This window comes from Thalassobacillus devorans (genome assembly GCF_011761345.1).
In the GTDB taxonomy this organism is placed as follows: domain Bacteria; phylum Bacillota; class Bacilli; order Bacillales; family Halobacillaceae; genus Thalassobacillus; species Thalassobacillus devorans.
In genome coordinates this window covers 157,688-181,878 of the sequence record NZ_JAASRY010000003.1, presented here as the reverse complement: position 1 = coordinate 181,878, position 24,191 = coordinate 157,688, and the positions used below count along the sequence as shown (strand labels likewise).

28 protein-coding genes and 1 riboswitch are annotated in these 24,191 nt (G+C 45.2%); of the genes, 17 read left to right on the top strand and 11 right to left on the bottom strand.

The window, feature by feature from the left end:
* The first annotated feature begins 124 nt into the window (after positions 1-124).
* From FHS45_RS11920 to FHS45_RS11900, 5 genes are read left to right on the top strand one after another with little or no spacing between them, the layout of a single operon-like run.
* On the top strand, positions 125-1,708 hold the full coding sequence (locus FHS45_RS11920; protein WP_062443289.1) for a spore germination protein: 1,584 nt from the start codon (positions 125-127) through the stop codon (positions 1,706-1,708).
* Complete coding sequence (locus tag FHS45_RS11915) at positions 1,705-2,910, top strand: Ger(x)C family spore germination protein (RefSeq protein ID WP_062443294.1); 1,206 nt, start codon at positions 1,705-1,707, stop codon at positions 2,908-2,910. Before FHS45_RS11920 ends, FHS45_RS11915 begins: the two co-directional genes overlap by 4 nt.
* Before the next feature lie 3 nt (positions 2,911-2,913).
* Positions 2,914-3,141 (top strand): hypothetical protein, encoded by a 228-nt coding sequence (locus FHS45_RS11910; RefSeq protein WP_062443299.1) that lies wholly within the window; start codon positions 2,914-2,916, stop codon positions 3,139-3,141.
* A gap of 18 nt (positions 3,142-3,159) precedes the next feature.
* On the top strand, positions 3,160-4,260 hold the full coding sequence (locus tag FHS45_RS11905) for a GerAB/ArcD/ProY family transporter (protein ID WP_062443304.1): 1,101 nt from the start codon (positions 3,160-3,162) through the stop codon (positions 4,258-4,260).
* Positions 4,261-4,281: 21 nt separating this feature from the next.
* On the top strand, positions 4,282-5,382 hold the full coding sequence (locus tag FHS45_RS11900) for a GerAB/ArcD/ProY family transporter (protein WP_062443307.1): 1,101 nt from the start codon (positions 4,282-4,284) through the stop codon (positions 5,380-5,382).
* On the opposite strand, the gene FHS45_RS11895 is transcribed toward FHS45_RS11900, so the two are convergent.
* On the bottom strand, positions 5,383-5,766 hold the full coding sequence (locus FHS45_RS11895) for a VOC family protein (protein ID WP_062443311.1): 384 nt from the start codon (positions 5,764-5,766) through the stop codon (positions 5,383-5,385).
* 4 nt (positions 5,767-5,770) lie between these two features.
* Positions 5,771-6,178 carry a glyoxalase/bleomycin resistance/extradiol dioxygenase family protein gene (locus FHS45_RS11890; protein WP_062443316.1) on the bottom strand — a complete coding sequence of 136 codons (408 nt, stop codon included), beginning with the start codon at positions 6,176-6,178 and terminating at the stop codon, positions 5,771-5,773.
* A 126-nt stretch (positions 6,179-6,304) separates the two neighbouring features.
* Here FHS45_RS11890 and FHS45_RS11885 point away from each other — a divergent pair, with 126 nt between their 5' ends.
* Complete coding sequence (locus FHS45_RS11885; protein ID WP_062443319.1) at positions 6,305-7,366, top strand: PRK06851 family protein; 1,062 nt, start codon at positions 6,305-6,307, stop codon at positions 7,364-7,366.
* A 133-nt stretch (positions 7,367-7,499) separates the two neighbouring features.
* Here FHS45_RS11885 and FHS45_RS11880 read toward each other — a convergent pair whose 3' ends face one another.
* Positions 7,500-8,612, bottom strand: coding sequence for a 5-methyltetrahydropteroyltriglutamate--homocysteine S-methyltransferase (locus FHS45_RS11880; RefSeq protein ID WP_062443322.1), 1,113 nt, complete (start codon positions 8,610-8,612; stop codon positions 7,500-7,502).
* Between the two features lie 158 nt (positions 8,613-8,770).
* Positions 8,771-8,873: riboswitch (SAM riboswitch) on the bottom strand.
* Between the two features lie 192 nt (positions 8,874-9,065).
* Here FHS45_RS11880 and FHS45_RS20525 point away from each other — a divergent pair.
* On the top strand, positions 9,066-9,221 hold the full coding sequence (locus FHS45_RS20525; protein WP_371872048.1) for an aspartyl-phosphate phosphatase Spo0E family protein: 156 nt from the start codon (positions 9,066-9,068) through the stop codon (positions 9,219-9,221).
* Positions 9,222-9,430: 209 nt separating this feature from the next.
* Positions 9,431-10,507 (top strand): ethanolamine utilization protein EutH, encoded by a 1,077-nt coding sequence (gene eutH / locus FHS45_RS11870; RefSeq protein ID WP_062443325.1) that lies wholly within the window; start codon positions 9,431-9,433, stop codon positions 10,505-10,507.
* Between the two features lie 154 nt (positions 10,508-10,661).
* Here the strand turns inward: eutH and aceA are convergent, their stop codons facing one another.
* From aceA to FHS45_RS11855, 4 genes are all read right to left on the bottom strand, one after another.
* Positions 10,662-11,957 carry an isocitrate lyase gene (gene aceA / locus FHS45_RS11865; RefSeq protein WP_062443329.1) on the bottom strand — a complete coding sequence of 432 codons (1,296 nt, stop codon included), beginning with the start codon at positions 11,955-11,957 and terminating at the stop codon, positions 10,662-10,664.
* A 143-nt stretch (positions 11,958-12,100) separates the two neighbouring features.
* On the bottom strand, positions 12,101-12,223 hold the full coding sequence (locus tag FHS45_RS20345) for a hypothetical protein (protein WP_254901766.1): 123 nt from the start codon (positions 12,221-12,223) through the stop codon (positions 12,101-12,103).
* A gap of 324 nt (positions 12,224-12,547) precedes the next feature.
* Positions 12,548-12,919, bottom strand: a complete 372-nt coding sequence (locus FHS45_RS11860) for a YbaN family protein (protein ID WP_062443332.1) — start codon at positions 12,917-12,919, stop codon at positions 12,548-12,550.
* Positions 12,920-12,964: 45 nt separating this feature from the next.
* A complete protein-coding gene (locus tag FHS45_RS11855) occupies positions 12,965-14,314 on the bottom strand; it encodes a dipeptidase (protein ID WP_229717903.1) in 1,350 nt (449 codons plus the stop codon).
* 150 nt (positions 14,315-14,464) lie between these two features.
* On the opposite strand from FHS45_RS11855, the gene FHS45_RS11850 reads away from it, so the two are divergent.
* From FHS45_RS11850 to FHS45_RS11835, 4 genes are all read left to right on the top strand, one after another.
* Entirely contained in the window at positions 14,465-15,586 is a 1,122-nt protein-coding gene (locus FHS45_RS11850) for a M14 family metallopeptidase (RefSeq protein ID WP_062443338.1), read from the top strand.
* Positions 15,587-15,698: 112 nt separating this feature from the next.
* On the top strand, positions 15,699-17,021 hold the full coding sequence (locus tag FHS45_RS11845; RefSeq protein WP_062443341.1) for an APC family permease: 1,323 nt from the start codon (positions 15,699-15,701) through the stop codon (positions 17,019-17,021).
* A 60-nt stretch (positions 17,022-17,081) separates the two neighbouring features.
* Positions 17,082-17,432 (top strand): DoxX family protein, encoded by a 351-nt coding sequence (locus FHS45_RS11840; RefSeq protein WP_062443344.1) that lies wholly within the window; start codon positions 17,082-17,084, stop codon positions 17,430-17,432.
* Between the two features lie 196 nt (positions 17,433-17,628).
* Positions 17,629-17,979: a MerR family transcriptional regulator gene (locus tag FHS45_RS11835; RefSeq protein ID WP_062443347.1), complete on the top strand. Its 351-nt coding sequence runs from the start codon at positions 17,629-17,631 to the stop codon at positions 17,977-17,979.
* A 111-nt stretch (positions 17,980-18,090) separates the two neighbouring features.
* Here FHS45_RS11835 and FHS45_RS11830 read toward each other — a convergent pair whose 3' ends face one another.
* The 4 genes from FHS45_RS11830 to FHS45_RS11815 all read right to left on the bottom strand — a co-directional run bounded on the left by FHS45_RS11830 (position 18,091) and on the right by FHS45_RS11815 (position 21,383).
* Positions 18,091-19,257, bottom strand: a complete 1,167-nt coding sequence (locus FHS45_RS11830) for a lactate 2-monooxygenase (protein WP_062443351.1) — start codon at positions 19,255-19,257, stop codon at positions 18,091-18,093.
* 192 nt (positions 19,258-19,449) lie between these two features.
* Positions 19,450-19,644: a DUF378 domain-containing protein gene (locus FHS45_RS11825; protein ID WP_062443355.1), complete on the bottom strand. Its 195-nt coding sequence runs from the start codon at positions 19,642-19,644 to the stop codon at positions 19,450-19,452.
* 216 nt (positions 19,645-19,860) lie between these two features.
* Positions 19,861-20,958, bottom strand: coding sequence for an NAD(P)-binding protein (locus FHS45_RS11820; protein ID WP_062443358.1), 1,098 nt, complete (start codon positions 20,956-20,958; stop codon positions 19,861-19,863).
* Positions 20,959-21,065: 107 nt separating this feature from the next.
* Complete coding sequence (locus tag FHS45_RS11815; RefSeq protein ID WP_062443362.1) at positions 21,066-21,383, bottom strand: DnaB-like helicase N-terminal domain-containing protein; 318 nt, start codon at positions 21,381-21,383, stop codon at positions 21,066-21,068.
* A 150-nt stretch (positions 21,384-21,533) separates the two neighbouring features.
* Between FHS45_RS11815 and FHS45_RS11810 the strand changes: the two genes are divergently transcribed.
* From FHS45_RS11810 to FHS45_RS11795, 5 genes are all read left to right on the top strand, one after another.
* The gene (locus tag FHS45_RS11810; protein WP_062443366.1) at positions 21,534-21,857 is read left to right on the top strand and encodes a DMT family transporter; all 324 of its coding nucleotides are present in this window, start codon (positions 21,534-21,536) and stop codon (positions 21,855-21,857) included.
* An 18-nt stretch (positions 21,858-21,875) separates the two neighbouring features.
* Complete coding sequence (locus FHS45_RS11805) at positions 21,876-22,229, top strand: DMT family transporter (RefSeq protein WP_062443369.1); 354 nt, start codon at positions 21,876-21,878, stop codon at positions 22,227-22,229.
* 76 nt (positions 22,230-22,305) lie between these two features.
* Positions 22,306-22,485 carry a hypothetical protein gene (locus FHS45_RS11800; RefSeq protein ID WP_062443372.1) on the top strand — a complete coding sequence of 60 codons (180 nt, stop codon included), beginning with the start codon at positions 22,306-22,308 and terminating at the stop codon, positions 22,483-22,485.
* A 17-nt stretch (positions 22,486-22,502) separates the two neighbouring features.
* Entirely contained in the window at positions 22,503-22,628 is a 126-nt protein-coding gene (locus tag FHS45_RS20210; RefSeq protein ID WP_220387478.1) for a DUF6254 family protein, read from the top strand.
* Between the two features lie 643 nt (positions 22,629-23,271).
* Complete coding sequence (locus FHS45_RS11795; protein WP_062443378.1) at positions 23,272-24,162, top strand: fructose bisphosphate aldolase; 891 nt, start codon at positions 23,272-23,274, stop codon at positions 24,160-24,162.
* Positions 24,163-24,191 lie beyond the last annotated feature (29 nt).

The following is a 24,191-nucleotide window of genomic DNA, read 5'->3' as shown; positions in this document are numbered from 1 at the left end:
TTTTTATGCGCTTTTCTATCAATTTACAGGATATGGTTATTACTAGTTTATAGTATAGCTTTATAAAAAGATGGTAAGGATGGTGAGAGAGAAACTAGAACTAATAATGTAGGGGTTGCTTATCATGTCAAGATTTTCCCGTCGTAAACGCCAAACCCCCGAGGAGCAAACTTCCAGTAAAAAGCTTGATAAAACTCTTCAGAATAATCTCGAGCAATTCAAGCAGACGCTTGGCGAAAGTACCGACATCGTTATCCGTACGTTCAAAGCGGGGCAGACTGGCTCCATCGATATCGCCGTCCTTTATACTTCCGGACTTGTGAACGACACGATTGTTCACGATTTTGTGCTGGATACGTTAATGGTGCAAATCAGGCAGACCCCTCTTGATACGATAGAAAAAGATAATTATCAACTTATCAAAGACTTTGCGATGACAGGCGGAAACATCACCGATATCGACACCACAGAAAAACTGTTCAACCATGTTTTATCCGGAGATACCGTCGTCATGCTGGATGGTTCCAGTGAGGCGATGGCGATTGATACGAGGGAGTGGGAGTCAAGATCCGTCGAGGAGCCGTCGACTCAGTCGGTTGTACGTGGACCGAAGGAAGGGTTTACGGAGAATTTACGGACCAACACGGCTCTCCTGAGGAGAAGAATTAAAGATCCAAACCTCTGGATTAGTACCAAGCCGATTGGAACTAAAAGTAAGACAGATGTTGCGGTCGTTTACCTGCATGGGGTAGCTGATGAAAAAGTCGTTAAGGAAGTAACTCACCGTTTAAACAAGATTGATATTGATGCCATTTTAGATAGCGGCTATGTAGAAGAATTGATTCAGGATGAAACGTATACCCCTTTCCCAACGGTGTATAACAGTGAACGTCCAGACACCATTGCAGGCGGCCTCCTTGAAGGAAGGATTGCCATCATTGTGGATGGATCGCCATTCGTTCTGCTTGTTCCGGCCTTATTCGTGAATTTTTTTCAGTCAGCAGAAGATTACTTCCAGCGGGCTGACTTCTCAACACTCATCCGTTTGATTCGTTATTTGGCCTTCTTTCTAGCTTTGCTAACGCCATCTGCCTATATCGCTTTGACTACTTATCATCAGGAAATGATTCCAACATCGTTGCTGGTCAGTTTATCGGCCCAAAGGGAAGGTGTGCCATTTCCTGCTTTTGTCGAAGCCTTATTGATGGAAATCACGTTTGAAATCCTAAGAGAAGCGGGGGTGCGCCTTCCGAAGGCAGTGGGTTCCGCAATTTCTATTGTTGGAGCATTGGTACTTGGACAGGCAGCGGTTGAAGCTGGCATCGTATCGTCAGCCATGGTTATTGTCGTGTCGTTGACAGCGATTTCGAGCTTTGTTTCTCCCAGCTTTAACTTTGCGATTTCAATCCGGATGCTCCGTTTTGGGTTTATGATTCTGGCGGCTACACTCGGGCTGTTCGGAATACTCCTTGGTTTGATCATTTTGACCCTGCACCTGGCAAGCCTGCGTTCTTTCGGGGTTCCTTACCTCACGCCAATGGCACCATTCATAGTATCAGACCAGAAAGATGCCATTCTCCGGTTTCCACGGTGGAAACTCACTACCCGGCCGCGCCTGGTCACCCAGCAGAACATAACTCGTGAAGATGTGGAGGCGCCGAAACCTCCCAAGCGTTCTAGACGGAAGAAAAGGAAGAAACAAAAATGAAACGAACCATATTACTGAAACTGGCGTTGTTAAGTTTATGCGCTCTTTTATTATCCGGCTGCTGGAGCAAGCGAGAATTAAATGAAATAGGGATTGTCACAGCAATTGGGATTGACCGACAGGAAGAACAGTATAAAGTGACGGTCCAGGTGATCAACCCGAGCGAGGTTGCTTCGAAGGAGATGACCACTCGTACAGCTGTTTCCACTTATACCGCTGTTGGAAATTCTATTTTCGAAACGATTAGAAAGCTGATGACGCTTGCTCCGCGGCGAGTCTACTTGTCTCATGTCCGGGAAATCGTGTTAGGGGAGGAAATGGCGAAAGAAGGAATCGGAAAAACGCTTGATTTTTTATCTCGGGATCATGAAATGAGGACGGATTTTCATTTGACTGTCGCTCAAGGAGTGGAAGCAGAAGAGTTAATGAAAATCTTAACACCCTTAGAACGAATCCCGGCAGAAAAGGCTTTTTCTTCGATTAAAAGCGGGGAGGATAGTTGGGCCCCTATCGAAGCGGTAAAAATCGGTGATGTGCTAAATGCAATGCTTTCGGAAGGGAACAACCCAACACTATCTGGTATAAGAATCATTGGTGATCCTGAGCAGGGGAATCATCTGACTAACGTCGAACAGGTCGATTCCCCTGCCAATTTCGCAATTGATGGACTGGCAGTTTTCAGAAAAGACCACCTCGTCGGCTGGCTAAATGAAAACCAAAGCAAAGGTTATAACTATATTACCGATAACGTCAAAAACACGGCTGAATACGCGCCTTGTGACAATGACGAAAAGGGCGGGATTACGTTAGAAGTATTTGATTCGACTAGTAAGCTGGAAGCTGCCATCACCAGTAATCAGCCGAGAGTATCCATCAATATCCAGATAGAAGCAGGCATAGCTGAAGTAGAATGCCAACTGGATTTATCCAAAACAGCAACCATCCGTCAGGTAGAAAAACAATTCGAGGAACATGTGACAACTCTTGCTAAACGGACCATCCAGGTACTTCAGCAAGACTTACAGAGCGACGTACTCGGATTTGGCGACCTGATACACCGGGAAGATAAAACCTATTGGAAATCAATAAAGAATGAATGGGACAACATTTTTCCTGAGGTAGAAACGGAAGTGAAGACTACTGTAAAAGTCAAACGAACAGGAACCATCGTCGATTCCTACCAAAAGGATGTGGAGGGGTAATTCATGTGGGCTATTTCTTTTACTGCTCTACTGATATGGGCGGGTTTAGGAATTAAGAAATTACACAGCACAGGGTTGTGGAAGGATCTGATCGTCTATGCCTGTGTATGGGCAGTTGCAATGACGATCATTACTTTATACCGCTTCCACATTCCTGTTCCTAATCCACTTGATGGTATTTCCTATATATATCAGCCATTAAGTAAGTTATATCAACAATTATTCTCTTGATAGATTGGAGGGAAGGAAATGGAATTAAATGAGAAAATCACACTACGACAGTTCAATTTATTGATCATCCTCTTTACCATCGGTACTTCCATCCTTCTCTCTCCGGCCAGCTTGGCTGCCTATGCCGGAAATGATGCATGGTTAAGCGCTATTTTATCGGTAGTGATCGGTTTGGTGATCCTCGTGTTTTTCTGGTCAGTCAGTCGTCAGTTCCCAACTAGTAACCTGGTCGACATCAGTGAGCAGGTACTTGGGAAGTGGCTGGGGAAATTGGCTGCTCTGTTGTTCGCCTGTTTTTCCCTGATATCAGCAGCAACCGTCTTATGGGTAATCGGTAATTTTCTTGTCACCCAAATTATGCCGGAAACACCAATGATGTTCCTTCATTTCTTACTAATGGGGTCCGTTGTATATGGTGTATTGCTCGGTATTGAAGTGATATGCCGGACAGTGGAAATATTTTTCCCTTACATTGTTACATTGCTGCTTATTATTTATATTTTCAGTGTGCCATCTATAAAAATTGAACATATCCAGCCAATGCTGGATGGAGGATTCAAGCCAATATTGGAAGGAGCAATTTTTGATACCAGTGTTTCACTGCTGCCTTTAATTGTTTTGTTCATGGTTTTTCCTAAGCTGGTAACCAACAAGAAGCGAGTCCTTCCTAAGGTGATGGTCAGCTACTTGATTGCTGGCACATTCATTATCGCAATTACTTTCATCACCATAACTGTCCTCGGTGTAGAAATTACAGCCAATCAGACATATCCGACTTATGTTGTAGCAAAAAGCCTGAATGTCGAAGGGTTGATTCAACGGGCAGAAGTCGTAATCGCTGTTTCCTGGCTGCTTACCATTTTTTTTAAATTATCCTTATACTTTTATGCTTCTGTAACGGTCTTAGCACAGGTATTGAATCTCAATACGTACCGCACGATAACCGTGCCGATGGGAATGCTTACGGTTGCTTTATCTCTGATTGTCTACCCAAGTACTACCTACGCAAATGAATGGAATGAATCGACATGGTTATGGTTTGCCTTAACTTTTGGAATCGTCTATCCGCTGTTGTTATCGCTTATCGGAAGGGTCCTGGGAATCAAGGGGAAAAAATAAACATATAGGAGGGGGGGCACGATGGTGACGGAAAAAATCAATGGATTGCAATTATTCATCATGATTCTTTTATTGGAACTGGGCAGTGCTGTCGTTCTCGGCTTCACCTTCGAAGCGGGAAACAGTTCATGGCTCGTGATTATTATGAGCACGCTTGGTGGAATCGCCTTGTATGTCTTGTATACCCATTTATCCAGTTATCATCCCACACTCCTGCTGACACAGGCTGTTCGAAAAATCACCGGGCCTGTAATCGGTTTTCTGATTGCCATCGTGTACATTGGTTACTTTTTTTATATTGCAGCCAGGGTGCTTGGTGATTTCAGCAACCTCCTGCAATTGACGATATTGCAAGGGACTCCTTTACTTGTGGTAGCAGGGGCCTTCACGCTTATGGTAGGTATCGCCTCTTACTTGGGGATAGAGGTGCTCGCTCGGACGGCGGAAGTGTTATTCCCATGGGTCATTGTTTTTGGCGGCTTGTTTCTTTTCTTTGTCTATATTGATGGGCTGCCTGATTTCAGAAACCTGCAGCCCATCCTGGATAAAGGCTGGAAACCGATTATCGATACGACGTTCCCGCAGGGATTGACATTCCCTTTCGGTGAGTTAATCGTCTTCCTGATGTTCTTCCCTTACCTGGCTGGTTCCACAAACATAACGAGGGTTGGGATTATGGGTGTTATTATGAGCGGAATTATTCTAACTATTACACAGGTAACGATTTTAGCTGTCCACGGAGCGGAAACAGCCAAATTATTGACGATCCCTTTGTTAGAAACGATATCACTCGTCAATATCCAGGACATCATCCAAAGGATGGACCCGCTTGTCATTATAACGATGATTGTTTTAGGCTTTTTTAAAATCGCCCTATTTTTTCATGCCGCTATCATTGGCATGCATGAAACTTTTCTCATCCCCCGATCGAAGCGCATATGGCTCGTTAGCGGAGCGGGAATCATTCTGATCATTATTACTTATATGATCAGCCATGATTATGTGAGACACATCTTTGTTGGTTTAGAAATTGTTCCCATGTATGTCCATGTCCCGCTGCAAATCATACTGCCAGTCCTATTGATCGGAATCGCCTTTCTCCGTCATAAAATCAATCCCTGATTATGCCTGGACGAGCTGAATCATGTTGCCGCACGTATCATCAAAAACGGCGACCATTGATCCTCCCATATTGGTCGGCTTTGTTTGGAATCTCACACCAAGGGACGCCAGTCGTTCGTACTCCGTGTCAATATCATCGACAGCAAACGAAGTAGCCGGAATACCATCACGGTAAATGGATTCCTGGTATTGTTTGGCGGCAGGATGGTGATTCGGCTCCAGCAGCAGGTCGATCCCTCCTGCATCTTCCGGTGAAACCACCGTCAACCAGCGGAAATCTCCGGCCGGAAGGTCCATTTTTTTCTCGAAACCGAGCACCTCGGTATAAAATTGCAATGCTTTCGCCTGATCTTTCACAAATACACTGGTAATATATATGCGCATGAAATTATCCTCCTTTTTCCATGGAACCGGGAATCGGTTCGTAAAGCTCAATCAAATTTCCTGCAGGATCGCGGAAATGAGCAACTTTAATGCCCCAGTCCTGCTGCTCCACAGGAGTAGTAATAAAGGAAACTTTCCCTTTCCAATTGTGATAGGCTTCCTCGACATCGTCAACGTTAAAAACAAGCGTCGCTATATCGTGGTTTTTCGCATCACGGTCATAGGCTTCCCCCACCGCTGCTGCCATCTGCTTCCGTTCGAATAATCCTAAGGTTGCATCACCGATTCCTTTGAAATCGGCATAATTAGACTGCTCATTTCCCCAGGTAACCTCAAACCCTAACGTATCCCGGTAGAAAAAGAAACATTCCTCATAATTATCGACCAGCAGCCTGATATGTGTCAGCTTCATGGTATCCCTCCATTCCCCTACTATTTCGACTGATTCCGCCTGATTCCTGCTAGACAATCACCCATAACAGAAAATTGCATAGCCTATTACACAAGGAAAAGAGACTAAATCGGGGAGCGTGTTACTGTGAAAGGGAATGTTATCCATTACTTCGCCGGCGACCATACGGCCAAAGGCTTTTTCACGTTGTATGACAGTTGTTTTCAGGATACCGGCCTGATATATAAATTAAATGGGACCTCTCCATGTGTGAAATCACGGCTGATGAAGCGGCTTGCGGAGGCATCGTTGAAAAAAGGTATAGCTTTGGAAATGATTCATCGGTCTTCAGATCCCGAAGAACTGGACGGCGTTATTCTTCCGGGTTTGAACATCGGTTTCGTAGATGGGGACTGCTTTATGGGGAGCGGCAAAGACATAGATACCGATGTCGCGCTGGATAAAGATCTGCTTGCCATTCACGAAGATGAAATCCTCGGTTTGAAGGAAAAAATAGAAAACGAATTTTCCTCGGCCCACGCTTCCTTTGCGACCGGTCTGCATATCCACGATGGCCTCGAAGAAATATACATCAACCAGATGGACTTTACGAAAGCGAACCAGCTGGCTGTCGATCTGAACGACCGCTTTTTCGACGGGGTGGCAGCCACAGGCCGGACCGCCATTGTCAAACACCGCTTCTTCGGTGCTTCCACTCCACATGGTGTAATAGACTACATCGATAATCTTACCGAAGGGCTGGATAAACGCTATTTCATCAAAGGCCGGGCAGGGACCGGAAAATCGACGTTATTGAAAAAAATTGCCGCCGCAGCGGAAGAGCTTGGCTTCGATATTGAAATGTACCATTGTGGTTTCGATCCGGAGAGCATGGATATGGTCGTCGTCCGCGAGCTCGGATTCTGTATTTTTGACAGCACCGATCCCCATGAATATTTTCCTGACAGAGAGGGGGATGAAATCGTCGATATCTATGAAAAAGCGGTCACACCAAGGACGGATGAGAATTACGCCACCGCGATCATGGAACTGAATCGCAGTTATAAATCGTATATGAAAAATGGCATTGTCATCTTACAGGAAGTGAAGCGACTGCATGATGGGCTTGAACAAATCTACGCCGCGGCGACAGATGACAGTAAAGTAGATGCACTGTTTGATCAGATCAAAGCAGAGTTGGAAGCCTGATTCGGAATTCTGGTCATATATTCCGTTTATCGCTCATAACTAGTTCATTTTTGATCACAACCAAGTTGTTATTGATCGTAAAAACTCCAAACCATAAAGCCAGCCACTGTTCATATAAGTGGCTGGCTTTTGATTAATTCCAAACGTTGTCTGCGATTTCAAGGACATGCCTGATTTTCGCCCATTGCTCTCCTTCAGAAAGAATATTGCCTTCTTCGGTGGATGCGAATCCGCATTGCGGACTGAGGCACAGCTGATCTAACGGTACATATTCCGCTGCTTCCGCGATTCGTTTTTTGATACGGTCTTTATCTTCTAGCTCCCCCGTTTTAGAGGTAATCAGTCCAAGGACGACTCGGAGGTCATCGCGCTTCACGTGGCGCAGCGGCTCAAACCCACCGGAGCGTTCATCATCATACTCGAGGAACAATCCGTCTACATTCAATTCGCTGAAAATCGTTTCCGATACCGCATCATAGCCGCCGGATGCGGTATACGTGGAGCGGAAGTTGCCCCGGCAAATATGCATTGTAATCACAAGGTCCTCCGGCTTTTTAGCAATCGATTCATTGACTGCCTGGACAAACAATCCTTTAAGTTCCTCCGGGTCCTGGCCACGATCACGAATCATCTGCAGGCCTTCTTCTGAGAAAAATCCTGCCCATGACGTATCATCGAGCTGCAGGTAGCGGCAGCCGGCATCGTAAAAGGCCTGGATCGCCTTTTGATAAGCTTTTGTCAAATCGCTCAGTAATTCTGATTCATTTTCATAGATTTCCTTATTGATATTGCCTCGGAATAATAGCATATTCGGACTCGGGATCGTGAACTTCGGCGTATGATTTTCCCCCACCAGGGAATGAAGAAATTTATAATGCTCAATCATCGGATGGTTATCACTGAAGTCGACCCTATCGACAACCCGTACAGAATGGGGTTTCGTTTCCACCCCTTTGAACTGAATGCCGGACTCCGGCTCGTACCCTTCAACGCCAACTAAATTTTCGAGAAAATCAAAATGCCACCAGGCACGGCGGAAATCCCCATCAGTAATTGACTGCAGTCCTGCTTCTTTTTGCTTTTCTACCAGCTTTATAATCTCCTCATCTTCAATCCGTGTCAGTTCTTCTGCAGAAATATCCCCATTCTGTCTTTGCTGGCGTGCTTGCTTCAGCCGATCCGGACGGAGAAAACTTCCGACATGGTCCCCGCGGAATGGTGCTGTTATAGTTTTTGTGTCTGCCATTTCTAATCCTCTCCTCTGCTTAGATATCGTCAGGTAATATTGGCGAAAGCCTTTGTTTTTTCTTATACCTTAATCCTTTAACAAAGTTACACTTACTTAAAGTATAAAAAATAAAAGCCTCTTCCAATAAGAAGAGACTTTATAATAGAATTCGCCGCTTCTTATCTCTCAAGTTCAAAGAACTTGCAGGAATTAGCACCTTGTATGATACAGGTTGCTGAGGCGTCGCCGGGCCATACCCTCGACCTCTCTTGATAAGATTTTTATCCAATTTTCAGAAACTAGTATGCTAGTAATCATATCAGCTGGAAACGAAAAAATAAAGTTAAAGGAAAAATTTCTCTGTTGCTTCAATTTGAAGTTTTCCCCACCCCCATTTGGAAACTTTTGCTATCGAATGATGTAACGAAATGGAGGGAAAAAAGATGAAAAAAAGATGAATTCGAACAGAAAATTGAAGAACAACGACAAAAAATGTACCACATATCTATAACGGAAGACCACTATCCTGAAGTCGTAAAAATATCTCAATACTTAGATGAACTATTGAATGAATACACCCGTTATACCAATAGTTTCAAGCAATCAAAAGGGCTAAGTTTTGAGTGAATCCAGCTTGATGGCTATACAGCCCTCCCTGTACTACCTGCCGATAACACAGTGACCCCTTGTCACTAAAAAGCATTCCATATTCTCTTAACCTATTATCTCCAGCAGAAGGCTGGAGACCGGCAAGTCAAAATCTTTATTTTTAGCTTCTATTCTGCCCACTACTCTACTATGATAGAAATTAACTTGAACGAAAGGGCAGATGGGCTATGGGAATCAACGACATCATCATACTGATCGTAATCGGGTTCCTCTGTATTGGAGCCATCGATAAAATACTCGGCAACCGGTTCGGGTTTGGCGATCGTTTCACGGAAGGGTTCATGGCGATGGGTTCCCTGACACTCGCCATGGTGGGAATCATTTCCCTGGCACCGGTGATAGCCAAATTCCTGACCCCTGTCATCGCCCCAGTATACGGTCTGATCGGTGCCGATCCAGCCACTTTCGCAAACACGATTCTCGCCATCGATATGGGCGGCTACTCACTGGCAACCGAAATGTCCCAGCATCCAGATGCCGAGCTGTTCGCCTGGGTATTCCTCGGAACGATGATGGGCCCGACGATCGTGTTCACCATACCTGTTGCACTTGGAATCATCGAAAAACAGGATCACCCCTACTTCGCCAGAGGCATTCTTCTCGGGCTGATCACCGTCCCTGTCGGCGCTTTTACAGGTGCGATGGTGGCAGGGCTGGAGCTGACTATTATTCTCATAAACCTGATACCTACGGTTATTTTTTCCACTGTGATTGCTATCGGATTATGGAAAAAGCCTTCGTTGATGATCTCCGGGTTTTCGATATTCGGCAAAGGAGTGGAAGCATTAGCGATTATCGGACTCACCGCAATCGCAGTAGAAACCCTGACCGGGATTGTCGTCATCCCCAACATGACGCCCCTCGATGAAGGGATTCAAATTGTTGGCAGGCTTGCCATTTTCCTTGCCGGCGCTTTTCCAATGGTTGCGTTCATCTCCCGTGCCTTTGATAAATACTTAGCAAAAATCGGAGGAAAACTGCAAATCAGTGAAACCTCGACAACCGGGCTGATCGCATCACTTGCACACAGTATCCCGATGCTGGTGCTTTTGAAGGAGATGGAACCGCGAGGAAAAATCATCAATGTTGCCTTTGCAGTAAGCGGGGCGTTTGTATTGGGTGGCCATTTAGGTTTTGTCGCCGGTGTCAACCAGGAGATGGTGTTTGCCATGATCGTAGGTAAACTAGTCAGCGGCTTCAGCGCGGTTGCGCTTGCCATTTTTGCATTGAAAAAGACGGTTTAAACACCGGACGCACGATTATGGGAGGTCGCTCGTTTAACAGTCGAGGCCGCACACTTAACAGGCAAACTCGTACGATTAGCAGCCACGATCGCACAATTACAACGAAATCGCCCATTAAAAAAGGGTGCCGATCGCCGGCACCCTTTTGTGCTGATTATTTTTGACTGGACAGTTCTCGTTCTGTAAATTGATCCGCTTCCGTCGAACCTTTCAAAGCCGTCGTTGATGATGTTCCGCCTGAGATGACCTGGGCAACTTCATCAAAGTAGCCTGTTCCGACTTCTCGCTGGTGGCGGGTAGCGGTGTAGCCGTGTTCTTCACTGGCGAATTCAGCCTGCTGCAGCTCGGAATAAGCTTCCATACCGCGATCTTTGTATTGGCGAGCCAATTCGAACATGCCATGGTTCAAGGAATGGAAACCTGCGAGTGTCACAAACTGGAACTTGTATCCCATCTTGCCAAGTTCCTTCTGGAAGTTGGCGATCGTCTCGTCGTCCAGTTTCTTTTGCCAGTTGAATGATGGCGAGCAGTTGTATGCCAAAAGTTTACCAGGGAATTTCTCATGGATGGCATCGGCAAACTGCTGTGCTTCTTCCAGGTTCGGTTCTGAAGTTTCACACCAGATCAGATCGGCATACGGTGCATAAGCTAGACCGCGGGAAATCGCCTGTTCAATGCCAGGTTTCGTACGGAAAAATCCTTCTGCTGTCCGTTCGCCAGTCATGAATTCAGCATCATAGGGATCCAGGTCGCTCGTGATCATATCTGCTGCATTGGCGTCGGTGCGGGCAATGATTACGGTTGGAACACCCATCGTATCCGCTGCAAACCTGGCTGATATCAAGTTGCGTACCGCATTCTGAGTCGGCAGCAATACTTTCCCGCCCAAATGGCCGCATTTTTTCTCGGAAGATAATTGGTCCTCGAAGTGTACCGCAGAGGCTCCTGCTTCAATCATCCCTTTCATCAATTCAAATACATTCAACTGCCCGCCGAATCCTGCTTCGGCATCGGCAACGATCGGCGCGAACCAGTCGGTACCGTCCTTACCTTCCATATGGTGTATCTGATCGGCACGCTGCAATGCCTGGTTGATCCGCTTAACTACCTGCGGCACACTGTTCGCCGGGTACAGGCTTTGGTCGGGATACATATGACCGGACAAGTTGGCATCTGCCGCCACCTGCCAGCCGCTTAAGTATATGGCTTTCAGTCCTGCTTTCACCTGCTGCATCGCCTGGTTACCAGTAAGAGCTCCAAGCGCATGGACATAACCTTCTTCATTCAGCATCTTCCACAATTTTTCTGAACCCTTTTTCGCTAATGTATATTCAATGTCTATCGAGCCGCGGAGACGAATGACATCTTCCGGCTCGTATGGACGTGTAATCCCTTCCCAGCGTTCCTGTTTCCATTGTTCTTTCAAATTCTCGATTCTTTCTTGTTTCATAAAATCTGACTCCTCCTTTGAAATGGTTATATATAGGTGTTACTCATGGATTCATGGACGGGACAGGATTTGTGCCTGCCCCTTTTGTTATAATACATAAATTAAAACGCGCGGTTATTATATAACAGTAACGATAAAAAAATTTACTCTTCACTTTTCGCCAGGCAATGTTCACATTCCATAAAGTAAATAGCGCTGTGATCTCCTACTGGTGTACCGCACTCCGGGCAATGATGTCCGCTGTTTCGTTCGATCTGTTTTTTCATGTTAATTCCTCCTTTTATAATACAGTAAAATGTTTTGTTTAACTGTTATGATACAGTCTATATAGTTTGGCCGGAAAATGCAACCACTTTTTCAGAATTTTTTATGAATTAGTGCTTTAGTCTAATGATATAGGTGTTTTTTATCATAGAAAGAGACTTCGCAAAAGCGTTAAGTAAGAACATATATCCGTTAGGGAGGAACTTCATTGAGACAGGGCGGAACATTTTTGAGACAGGGAAGAAGGTATCATCCTTAGGGCAGAAGATAGCGGAGATAAGGCGGAACAACAAAAAAACAAACGTAAACAGCAACGTTTACGTTTGTTATCTCAATGTTTTGAATGACAGCATCACATAGGTGAAAAAAGCTCCAATCAGAATCATCAATACCCGGATCACCCAAAGGTCGACGAAAAAGAAGGCAGAAGAAAACATCGATACCCACAAAACACTCACCCCGATAATTTTTGCTTTCAGCGGGATACCTCGTTTTTCACGGAAATCACGAATATACTTGCCGAACCATTTGTTCGTGATCAGCCAGTGATACAGCCGGTCGGAACTCCGGACAAAACATGCGGCCGACAGCAACAAAAATGGCGTCGTTGGCAATAGCGGCAGTACGATACCAAGGATGCCAAGAAACAGGGTGATAAATCCGGAAACAATGAGAGTGATACGTAAAATCATATGCATGGCTACGACACGCCTTTAAGAAAAGATTCTGTATTAGTACAGTAGTTAAAAAGATTGCAGGTATTCGCAGATCGTCTCGATTCCTTTTTCAAAATTGTCGATATGAAAGTGTTCATTCGGCGCGTGAAGATTTTCCGTCGGGAGACCGAATCCCATCAGGACAACCGGCGCATCCAATACCCGCGCAAAAACTTCAACAATTGGAATCGAGCCGCCTTCTTTCGGGAACAGCGGACGGACACCGTACACCTTTTCATAGGCATCGGCTGCTTTTTGAATCATCGGATTCTGGGAATCAAGTGCTACCGGCTTCGCCTGGATGAATTGCTTTGTCGATACTTTGGCACCAGCAGGTTTGTGTTCCTCCAGGTGCTCTTCAATCAATTGGTACACCCGTTGCGGATCCTGCTTCCCAACTAGCCGGCAGCTGATTTTTGCACTCGCTTCTTTAGGAATGATCGTTTTGATGCCTTCCCCTTGATAACCACCGGTCACCCCGTTGATCTCCAGGGTCGGACGGATGCCGGTTTGTTCATGGAAGGTGAATCCGGACTCACCGAATAATGCATCAAGGCCCAGTTCCTGCTTCATCTGCTCTTCGTCAAAAGGAATTTCCGCCACTTCTTTCCGCAGTTGTTCTGTCGGTTCCGGCACCCCTTCATAAAAGCCTTTGACCGCAATTTTCCCGTCTGCTTTGTGGAGGGAATCAAGCAGACGTACGAGCACATGTACAGCATTTGGGACTGCTCCCCCGTAAGCTCCGGAGTGAAGATCGGAATTGGCGGTCTCCACCTCTACTTCCATTGCCAGCGCCCCACGCAGCGAGGTGCAGATCGCCGGCTGACCTTTTTCAATAAACGATGTATCGGAAACAAGTACAGCATCTGCAGCAAGCTTATCCGCATTGGTGTCGATGAATGGACCGAGGCTCGGGCTCGCGATCTCCTCCTCCCCTTCAATACAGAACTTCACATTCAGCGGGAAGGTGCCATGCTCTTTTTTCAATAATTCCAACGCTTTGATATGCAAAAACAGCTGGCCTTTATCATCAGTCGCCCCGCGCGCAAAAATTTTGCCATCACGGATCACCGGCTCGAACGGCGGCGTTTCCCATAGCTCCAACGGTTCCGGCGGCTGGACATCGTAATGCCCGTAGACAAGCACCGTCGGACGCCCCTCTGCATGGAGCCAGTCACCATAAACGATCGGATGCCCATCTGTTTCAATGATTTCGACATGCTCCATGCCAATGTTCTCAAGCGCACCAGCGACCCATTCGGCACCTTTTTTCACATCGTCCTTATGTGCTTCTACCGCAGAGATACTCGGAATTTTTAAAAACTCTTCCAGCTCATACAAAAATGCTTCTTTATGTAACTGAACCTTCTCCTTCACCATATAACCTCCCTGGTTTATTGTTAATCCCATTATAATCCAGACAGAAGCCTTTTAACAAAAAGGGACCTTTTCACTTTTCACAAAACAGTTTGATATTAATCAAATGTGGAATGAATAAAGAAAAACGCCAGAAAGGATGGAAAGCGTATGAGCGAACCTTTACACTATTTCCCAAAAAGCTATGAAGAATCCCGCGCTGCATTCCGCAGCCATCTCGATAAAATTAAAGAAAAGTGGCCGGAAGCTGAACTGACTAGCGAAACCATCAGCGCCGGAGAAGATAATACAATCGATATGATCTATGCGAATGCCCGCAAATCCAAGGACAAGGTGCTTTTTTTCACTTCCGGCGAGCACGGGATCGAGGGATATGCCGGGGCAGCGGTCATTCACTTATTCGCGGATGAGTACTTGGATCAAATGGATCCTGACACGACGGGCATCTGCCTTATTCATGGGCTCAATCCCTGGGGAATGCGGAACTTCCGCCGCGTCAACGAAAACAACGTCGACTTGAACCGCAACCAGCTCTATGATGAGGATTCCGTGCCCGAAGACGTCAACAAATATTATGAAAAAGAGAGTGAACTCTTTTTACCGAACGGAACTATCACCGATCTAACAAAAGATAAAAATGAGCTGCACGCCCAGCTCACGAAAGCTTTAGCAAAGGAAGGCTACAGCGCCATCAAAGAAGCGAAAGGCATGGGACAGTTCGAATTTGAAAAAGGCGTCTATTACGGCGGAAATAAAGAAGAAGAATCCGCAGTCTTTCTAAAAAAGATGCAGCACAGGTTATTGTCGGAGTACTCAAAAGTCATTCACATGGACTGGCATACCGCACTCGGCCCGACCAATGAAATTACGATGGTGGCTTCAGAACTCGAAGAACGCGATGAAGATGAACTGAAAAACCTTTATGGCATGAAAAATATCCAGAAGTTCACACCGAAAAAAGTAAAAGGGGATTCCACCAACCATTTTCATAAACTCAGGAAGGAAGAATATCCTGACACGAAGCTTTTTTCGGCGCTATTCGAATTCGGCACCTTCGGAGAAGGAAAAAAAGCAGAATTACGGGAGTTTACGACGATCGTTCTCGAAAATCGGCTATTTTGGGAAGGCGCAGAAAAAGAAGACGACCGCCAGTGGATTCTCGATGAGTTCAAAGCGATGTTCTATCCACAAGAGCAAGAATGGCGGGAAGCTGTTTTGAAAGAAGGCCGTTTCGGCATCGAAGCAGTTTTGAAAAAAGAAGAGATTATCTAACAGACAGAGCTGGTGCCAGCTCTGTTTTTAATATGTGCATAAAATCTGCAAATTTTCCGGGTAAGCATCTTAAACAGGCCAATCCTAACAGTAACATTCGGAGGTGTTATCAATGTCTGATTATAGAAAGAACAGCTTATCCTTGATTGGTACGGTAGGCCTCGGCACAGGAGTCATGATCAGTGCCGGGATTTTTGCCCTGCTTGGGCAAGTGGCCGAACTTTCCGGCTCCTGGTTTCCCCTCATTTTTATCATAGGGGGCATCGTTACAGGTTTCAGCGCTTATTCTTATGTGAAAATGAGTACGGAATTTCCATCGGCCGGCGGTATCGGCATGTTTTTAGTAAAAGCGTACGGTAAAGGAACGTTGACAGCTGCCGCTGCTTTGCTGATGGCTTTTTCCATGGTGATCAACCAAAGCCTGGTGGCAAGGACGTTCGGGACTTACACACTGCAATTGTTCGGAATCGACGCGTCAAGTTTTCTTGTCCCGTTATTGGGTGTTGGGTTACTGACGTTTGCTTTCCTGGTAAATATATCCGGGAATGAATTCATTCAGACGTTTACTTCGGTCGTGTCTCTGCTAAAAATTGTAGGGCTTGCGATTTTTGCGATTGGCGGTTTATGGGTTGCCGGTTTTTCCTTCTCCCCCGCTGAGGGTGGAGGAGACACGCCGCAGACCACCATTACCACCATCATCGCTTCGGTTGCATTGACCATCTTGTCGTTCAAAGGGTTTACGACGATTACTAATAGCGGATCGGAAATCGTCAATCCGAAGAAAAACATTGGACGGGCGATTATCATTTCGATACTAATCAGTCTGGTTATTTACTTGCTATTAGCCTGGGCGGTGTCGAGCAATCTTCCGCTGGGCCAGATCATTGAAGCGAAAGATTACGCCCTCGCAGAAGCAGCACGGCCTGCTTTCGGAAGTCTTGGACTGTGGTTTACGGTTATCATCGCCATTATCGCTACGATTTCCGGGATTATCGCCAGTGTATTTGCCGTCTCAAGGATGCTGGCGATGCTGACGGACATGAAGCTGATCCCCCATAAGCATTTCGGGATGCCTGGAAGGATTCAAAAGCATACCCTGGTCTATACGATTGTCTTTGCCATGGTACTGACGATATTTTTCGATTTAAGCAGGATCGCATCGATGGGAGCTATCCTTTATCTCGTTATGGATATGATTGTTCACTGGGGCGTGTACAAGCATTTACGTGAAAAAGTGAATGCCAGCACAGGGTTTGTTTTAACCGCGCTAATTCTTGATGCAATTGTGTTAGGCGCCTTTATGTGGGTGAAATTGAAAACAGATCTGCTGGTTGTTGCCGTTTCTGTTGTGTTCATCATTTTGATTTTTATCGGTGAACGGTGGTTTCTTAAAAACGCCGCTCCCGAGGAAGAGGATTCCGGCCACGGTCATTAAACAATTGTCTGTCATTGTCTATGCACGATTTGCATAGTCTCTTACAAAGGGGGACAGGCGATGACGACAATGAAACTGATCCGTTTTTTAGTTGCTTTTGTGTTCATCACATCCGCATTGATGAAGCTGCTCAACTCCGAGATGGGGAGTGTGTTTATAAACCTGGGTCTGCCGAGCCCGGTCCAATTGATGTACGCGGTTTCTACGGCTGAATTAGTTGCCGGCATTCTATTGATTATGGGCAGGTATGTAAAATACGCGACGATGGTTTTACTGTTCATCATTATTGCCGCCATTATATTAACAAAGATTCCTGCTTTACATGGCGGGCTTGTACATGCTTTGTTCAGCGCAAGGCTGGATATTGTCCTATTGGGTTTACTGGTTATCCTCTACCGTAATCATCCATAAAAATCACCTAAAGTCCCTCCTCCAGGGGACTTTTTTATGTGGAAATAAAAGTTTGTTAGATTTTCTTACAATAAGGGTGATATGATTATTATTATCCTCTACAATTAACTTACCAAAAAGGCACACCTGCATACACAAACCCTATATACTTCGCATATAATGGAATATGTAAACTTTTCTAACATGGATAGAAGCGATGTACTACACAGGAAATGATCATGGTTTGGGGGTGTCATTCGCTTTGACTTCTTATAAAGATAAAAAAGTAATCACAATCGGGGTCGTCCATGAGCTCACCGGGTTATCGGAAAGGCAAATCCGCTATTACGAAGAACGCGGGCTGGTCTTCCCGGATCGCAGCAAAAAAGGGACCCGAAAATACTCCTTCAACGACGTGGAACTGCTGATGGATATTGCCAACAAGCGCGAAGAAGGCGTACAGACATATGAAATCAGACAGGATATGAAAAAAGAAGAGAAAAAGCGCCAAGTACGTGAAGAAATGCTTCGCGGCCAGTTGAATGCGCACTTTAACATGCGCAAGTAACATTAGAAAGCTTTCGCCAAGTACTTATGGCGAAAGCCTTAGGGTTAAGCTTCCTTAAAGTGAGAAGAAGGCTGACACAAAACAGCCCCGCCATTTTGTATCAGCCTCCAATCATTCTGCCTTTTTGAGGATGGAAGAGTCCATTTCGCGTACTGAACTTTCCCCTGTCAAAGCCAGGGTGATGTCCAAGTCTGCAATCATATTTTGCAGCACTTCTTGTACACCCTGCTGTCCTGCTGCCGCCAGACCATACATACACGGCCTTCCCACAAGAACGGCTTTCGCTCCTAATGCCATCGCTTTGATAATATCAGAACCTCTCCTGATGCCACTGTCCATCAGTACAGGAATTTTATCCTGGATAACTCCGCAGACTCCAGGCAATGCATCAAGCGCTCCTACAGCCCCGTCCACCTGGCGTCCGCCATGGTTGGATACAATAACGCCATCCGCACCATATTCTAATGCTCGTTTCGCATCATCCGGGTGCAGAATTCCTTTTAGAACAATGGGCAGGTTCGTATTCGCCTTCAAAAAGGCAATATCCTCCCACGTTAAGCCAGCATTGCCGAACACCTGTGTCCAGAGCATGATGGCGGCTTCCGGGTCTTCTTTTGGATGTTTCTCCAACTTGGAACAAAATGCCGGGTCCGTAAAGTAGTTTCCGACACCTTCTCCTAATAAAAACGGCAGATATACATTTTTCAAATCCTTTTCCCGCCAGGCCATCATAGGTGTATCCAGTGTCACAACGATGGCGGAGTATCCGGAAGCTTCTGCTCGTTTCAAAAAACTGGCCGCGATATCCGGATCATTGCTCCAATATAATTGAAACCAACGAGGGGAATCCCCCATCTCTTCTGCAATTTTCTCCATTGGCGTCGTGGAAGCACTACTTGCAATAAAAGGTACACCAAGCTCCGCACACGCTCTTGCCGAACCCAAATCACCGTCCTCATGAATGATCGACTGCACCCCTATTGGTGCATGAAGAACTGGAAACGGGTATGTATCACCAAATAATTGAACATGTAAATCACGCTTTTCTACATTTCGGAGCATCCTCGGTACAAGTTCCCAACGATCAAAAGCATGAAGGTTTGCCTGCATTGTTTTACCCGCTCCCGCTCCGTCTGCCACATAGTCAAATGGCCCATCCTCCAGCACATCCCTTGCCCTTTCTTCCCATTCCTCGCAAACAACCGGAAGACGATTAGGGTCAGGCTGCTGCATCCTCTCATATAAACGGAACTGTACTTGATTTCCAAAGTTCTGCATGCATACACTCCTTTGTTAATTGCAGTTCATATTTATGTCTGATTATTCTGTCTACTTTTAGGATACCGATAATGTGAAAAAATGGCAACTACGGCTATCTTAATAAATAGTCACATTCCTCTTGGAGGACCCGGGGTGTGAGAATCTTCTTAACGAAAAAAACCTATCCATCGCTGGATAGGGTTGCTGTTCTTACTTCACTTTTTTCAAGAGCATAAAGGAATAGATCGCTGCGATACCGACCAGCACATAGACAATTCGTGCGACCGGACTGTCCATTCCTCCGAAAATTCCGCCAACCAGATCCCACTGGAATAATCCGAATAATAGCCAGTTCAAGCCGCCTACAATAATAAGAATAAGTGCAACCATGTCTAAACCTTTCATTTACATCTACCACCTTCCAATTTTGTTTAATTATTGTATAGTTAATGTATAACCTTTTTGCGGGTTTGTAAAACCTTTTACAACAAAAGTATTTGAAAAATTTTCTTATCTGTAAATAGAGCCGGGATCAATGCCACATAAGAAATTAATTTTCTATATAAAAAAGTCACGCGCTACTAAGAGAAAGCGCGTGACTTTTTTCATTAATAAAAACCTTTATTTTACTTCCTTTGACGTAAAAGGCTTTAACATATGACTGAGTCCTTTCAACACACTCATGTTCGGCTGGGTGACAATCTTCTCCACCATTGAATTGTGAAGGGACTTGGTCACTAAATCCAATTGATGATTGCTCAATCCTTCAATCGCACGTCGTAACACGAGGGAATCCTCATAATCCTTATAGAGCGGTTTACAAAGCGTTTCATAATCACCGAGCCCGCAAATATCTTGTGCCGCATAAATACCACTCAGGATAGACCCAGTCTGACCAAACCCTAAGAATGGGGTGATTCCCCCGAAACAGTTGCCTGCAAAGAAGGTGTTACCGATTCGCGGATAATTACACCTTCCAACCATGTAATCCGTTATCGTAAACTCTTCTTCTATGATGAGTTCCTGGTCAAGTGTTTGAGCGGCCTGTGCTAACATCTCCTCCCAGAAATGACTTCTTTTATCTACCCATTCCTGTTCATATTGGGGATAAACGATCACCAGCGTCGCCTCCGTCTTCGAGTGAGGGAGCAAGTAGCCCATACCTTTTGGCGCAAAATAGTTGTTGAACCAGGTATGGACCTCGTTTCGTACGAAATTCCCCCTGACGATTGCTCCTGCAAAACAGGACTTGAACGCTACTTCATAGGGCTGAATCTGCTGGGTGGCCTGTGGGTCGCCTGTCGCTAGCACCACATGCGTATATTCTTTTGCTATCTCATTATATGTCACATGGCTGTCCATATGAATCTTACTGTGTACCAGCTGCTCGGCTAATTGTTTTTCATAGGCATCCTCATGACTGCCTCGCATATTTATAAAGCCGATATTTCCTTCTACATAAGCTGATTCATTCTCGGAATGGACATGAATTTTTTGGATATTGTAAGTAGGCTTTAAATGGATATCATGATTTTCAGAAAAATACTGAACAGCATCATCAATGGGAGCATGAAGTATGGGAGTCATCAATTCTGCGATCGTATAGCCAAACCCTACTTCCTTGCGCTGCTCAAAAATATCCGCGGTTTGGCCGTGTTTTTCCAAAGTCAAAGCACAGGAAAGTCCGGCAAGACCCGCTCCGATTATCGCTATTTTCAAAAGGGTTCCTCCTTTTTTTAGTAGTGTTTGTAAGAAGGGGACATTTATGCTTATATTGGAGACCGACCTTCCCGCCGTTCTTTTTTATTTGAAGGTTCATGGGGATGTTACTTCACTACGGAAAAAAATGCCTCAAACACTAAACGCTGTTGCTGTTCGAATGTTTCCAACGTAGGAACAGAATCGGCCAGTTCACTTAAATATCGAACGCCACCAATTGTGTGGAGAGCCTTCCCCAGTTCTTTCGTTACAGTTACTAATGTTATCGGCTCACCGCAAAGGTGGATTTTTTCAATCGCTGCAAAAATTTTCTGGTGCCCATGAGAACGGAAAAATTCAACCTTCAGATTTGACTTCTCCATCACAATGCCATCCAGGAGAATAGCACCCAGGACTGACTGTTCCGCTTCGTGGTTATGTATCATCTCTTATCCTCCTCATCAGCTATAGACTTTTCACCGTTATAATCGAAAGCATGACAAAAAATGGTGCTGTACTTCTTAAATGATTAAATTTTATAGATTAAGGAATAGCGGAAATTAGCAGGAATGGAAGGCAAAAGAGGAGTGAGGGTAATGTATGCCTATGGATTATTGATGCTCGCGATTATATCTGAAGTTTTCGGAAGCGCGATGCTGAAGGCTTCAAATGGATTTAAAAATAAATTGGCTGTCATTGGTGTTGTTTCTGGATATGGCCTGGCTTTTTACTGCCTGGCTTTATCACTCAATATGCTGCCGCTCAGTGTCGCGTATGCGATATGGGCTGGGCTAGGGACTGCCCTAACAGCCCTGGTGGGAATTACGATATATAAAGAAAAATTCAACCGTAAAAATGTTGCCGGATTAATGCTGATCATCATCGGGGTAACGCTGTTGAATATGGCAGGATCTCATTAAGGGATGGAGGGGATTATTATGAAAGGTTATCTATTGTTAGCGATCGCTATTATCGCTGAAGTGATTGGGGTAACGATGATGAAACTGTCCCAAGGTTTCACCGTCTTGTTACCTTCCGTCGGTGTAATTGCTGGTTACCTGTTATCATTTTATTTATTTTCATTAGCACTTAAAACCATACCGTTGAGTTTTGCTTACGCCATCTGGTCCGGATCGGGAACAGCATTTTCCGCTTTGTTGGGTGTATGGATATGGGGAGAGGCGTTCACCATGCTCACCTTCTCCGGCATCACGCTGATTATAGGCGGAATCGTCCTATTAAATATGTCGAGCCACCGAGGTACAGCAAAGGAAGTATCTGAAAACGGGTAATGGTTGTTTTTGCTAAGGGTGCTTCAGCATATTCGCCTGCTTTTTCTTCATACTAAACAAAAAAGGAGGCAAACCGATGGCAAAACGTACAAAGAAAAACGACCCGCAGCAAAAGAATAAACAAGGATTTGATTCCAGCATATCGGACACAGAATTCTCCAAAGAATTTGGCAGCGCCAAAGCAAATCAGGCGCATAAAGAAAAAGCCAAGCGAGCAAGAAAGTCTAATAAAGTAAGCAACGATCTTAATATATAACAGGAGCAGCCAGGACAATGACCAAATCCAAACGACAACAGGAACGGGAATGGAAAGCAAGAAAGCACGCCCATAATCCTCATGGAAAAGTCAGATCGTTCGATGAAATAGCGGACGACGCAAAGAAAAATGATCCAAAATAAAACGCGAGGCCCAGACTGTTTCATTGTCTGGGCCCTACTTTTGTGCAAGCATGGAAAATATCCTTATTTTTCCTTATAATAAAACCTAACTAAAAGGGGGAATTTCATGCGACCCGCACAAATAACAGCTTTACTTATAGTCATAATCCTAATCGGAATATTATCCACTTTACTGCCTGATTTTAAGCTTACAATAGGGTGGCCAGAGATTCTTATCTTCTTCTTTTTCCTCATACATATCCTATTCGGGCAAATGACCATGAAAGAGGTTAAGAAATATGTGATCCTTCTCCCCGTGCTTCTAGTTGCGTCCCACGTAATCATAGGCTGGATGCTTTAAAAGTTGCTCAGGATCCAGCCACTAAGACATGCGTGAGGTTGTCGGGCTTTAGGGTCTGATCAAGCGATGTATGCGGACAGGTTTCCTTCTTTCTCGCCTCATCCTGTCCTGATCAGCTCTTTTCTGGCCAGCTTTCTCACTTTTTCGCTTCACCCTGTTCCAAATAAGTGAACATGAGTGAAAACAATACATCTCTTACATGTTAAAATGGAAACAGCGCATCCATCCTGTGTTATACATGACCGGATTAAGGGAAGAGTATAGGTGGATGTTTTTCGACACTATTAAAAAGGAGTGGTAAGCATGAACAACACCCATTTTGACAAAATCAAAAACGGAAAAGGATTTATCGCGGCACTTGACCAAAGCGGTGGAAGTACTCCGAAAGCCCTGGCGGCATACGGTGTACCCGAGGATTCTTATTCCGGCGAAGATGAGATGTTTGACCTTGTCCATGAGATGCGGACGCGTATCATCACGTCCCCTGCTTTCAGTTCAGAAAAGATTCTTGGTGCTATTCTGTTCGAACAGACGATGGACCGGGAAATCGAAGGCCAGTACACGGCTGATTACCTTGCCAGCAAAGGCATCGTGCCATTTTTGAAAGTGGATAAAGGGCTTGCGGATAAAGAAAATGGCGTACAGTTGATGAAGCCGATCCATGACCTTGATGACACCTTACGCCGTGGCAATGAGCGTAACATCTTCGGTACCAAGATGCGCTCCGTAGTCCATGAACCGAACGAAAAAGCGATCAAGACGATCGTTGACCAACAGTTTGATTTCGGTAAACAAATCATCGCAGCCGGGCTTGTTCCGATTATTGAGCCAGAAGTGGATATCAACAGTCAGGATAAAGAGACATGTGAAGCAATGTTGAAAAATGAAATCCTGAAGCAGCTCGACGCGTTAACGGATGACCAGAACGTGATGCTGAAACTGACCATTCCAACCAAAGCAAACATGTATAAAGAATTAATCGATCACCCGCGTGTCGTTCGCGTTGTTGCTCTGTCCGGCGGTTATTCCCGTGACGAAGCAAACGAAAAGCTGAAAGAGAACGACGGCTTAATCGCCAGCTTCTCCCGCGCACTTGCCGCTGACTTGAACGCCAATCAGTCAGACGAAGAGTTCAACGAAAAGCTGCAGCAAGCAGTCGACAGCATCTATGACGCTTCTGTCAACAAAAAATAAGCTAAAAAAAGTGCCTGCCCCCAATCGGG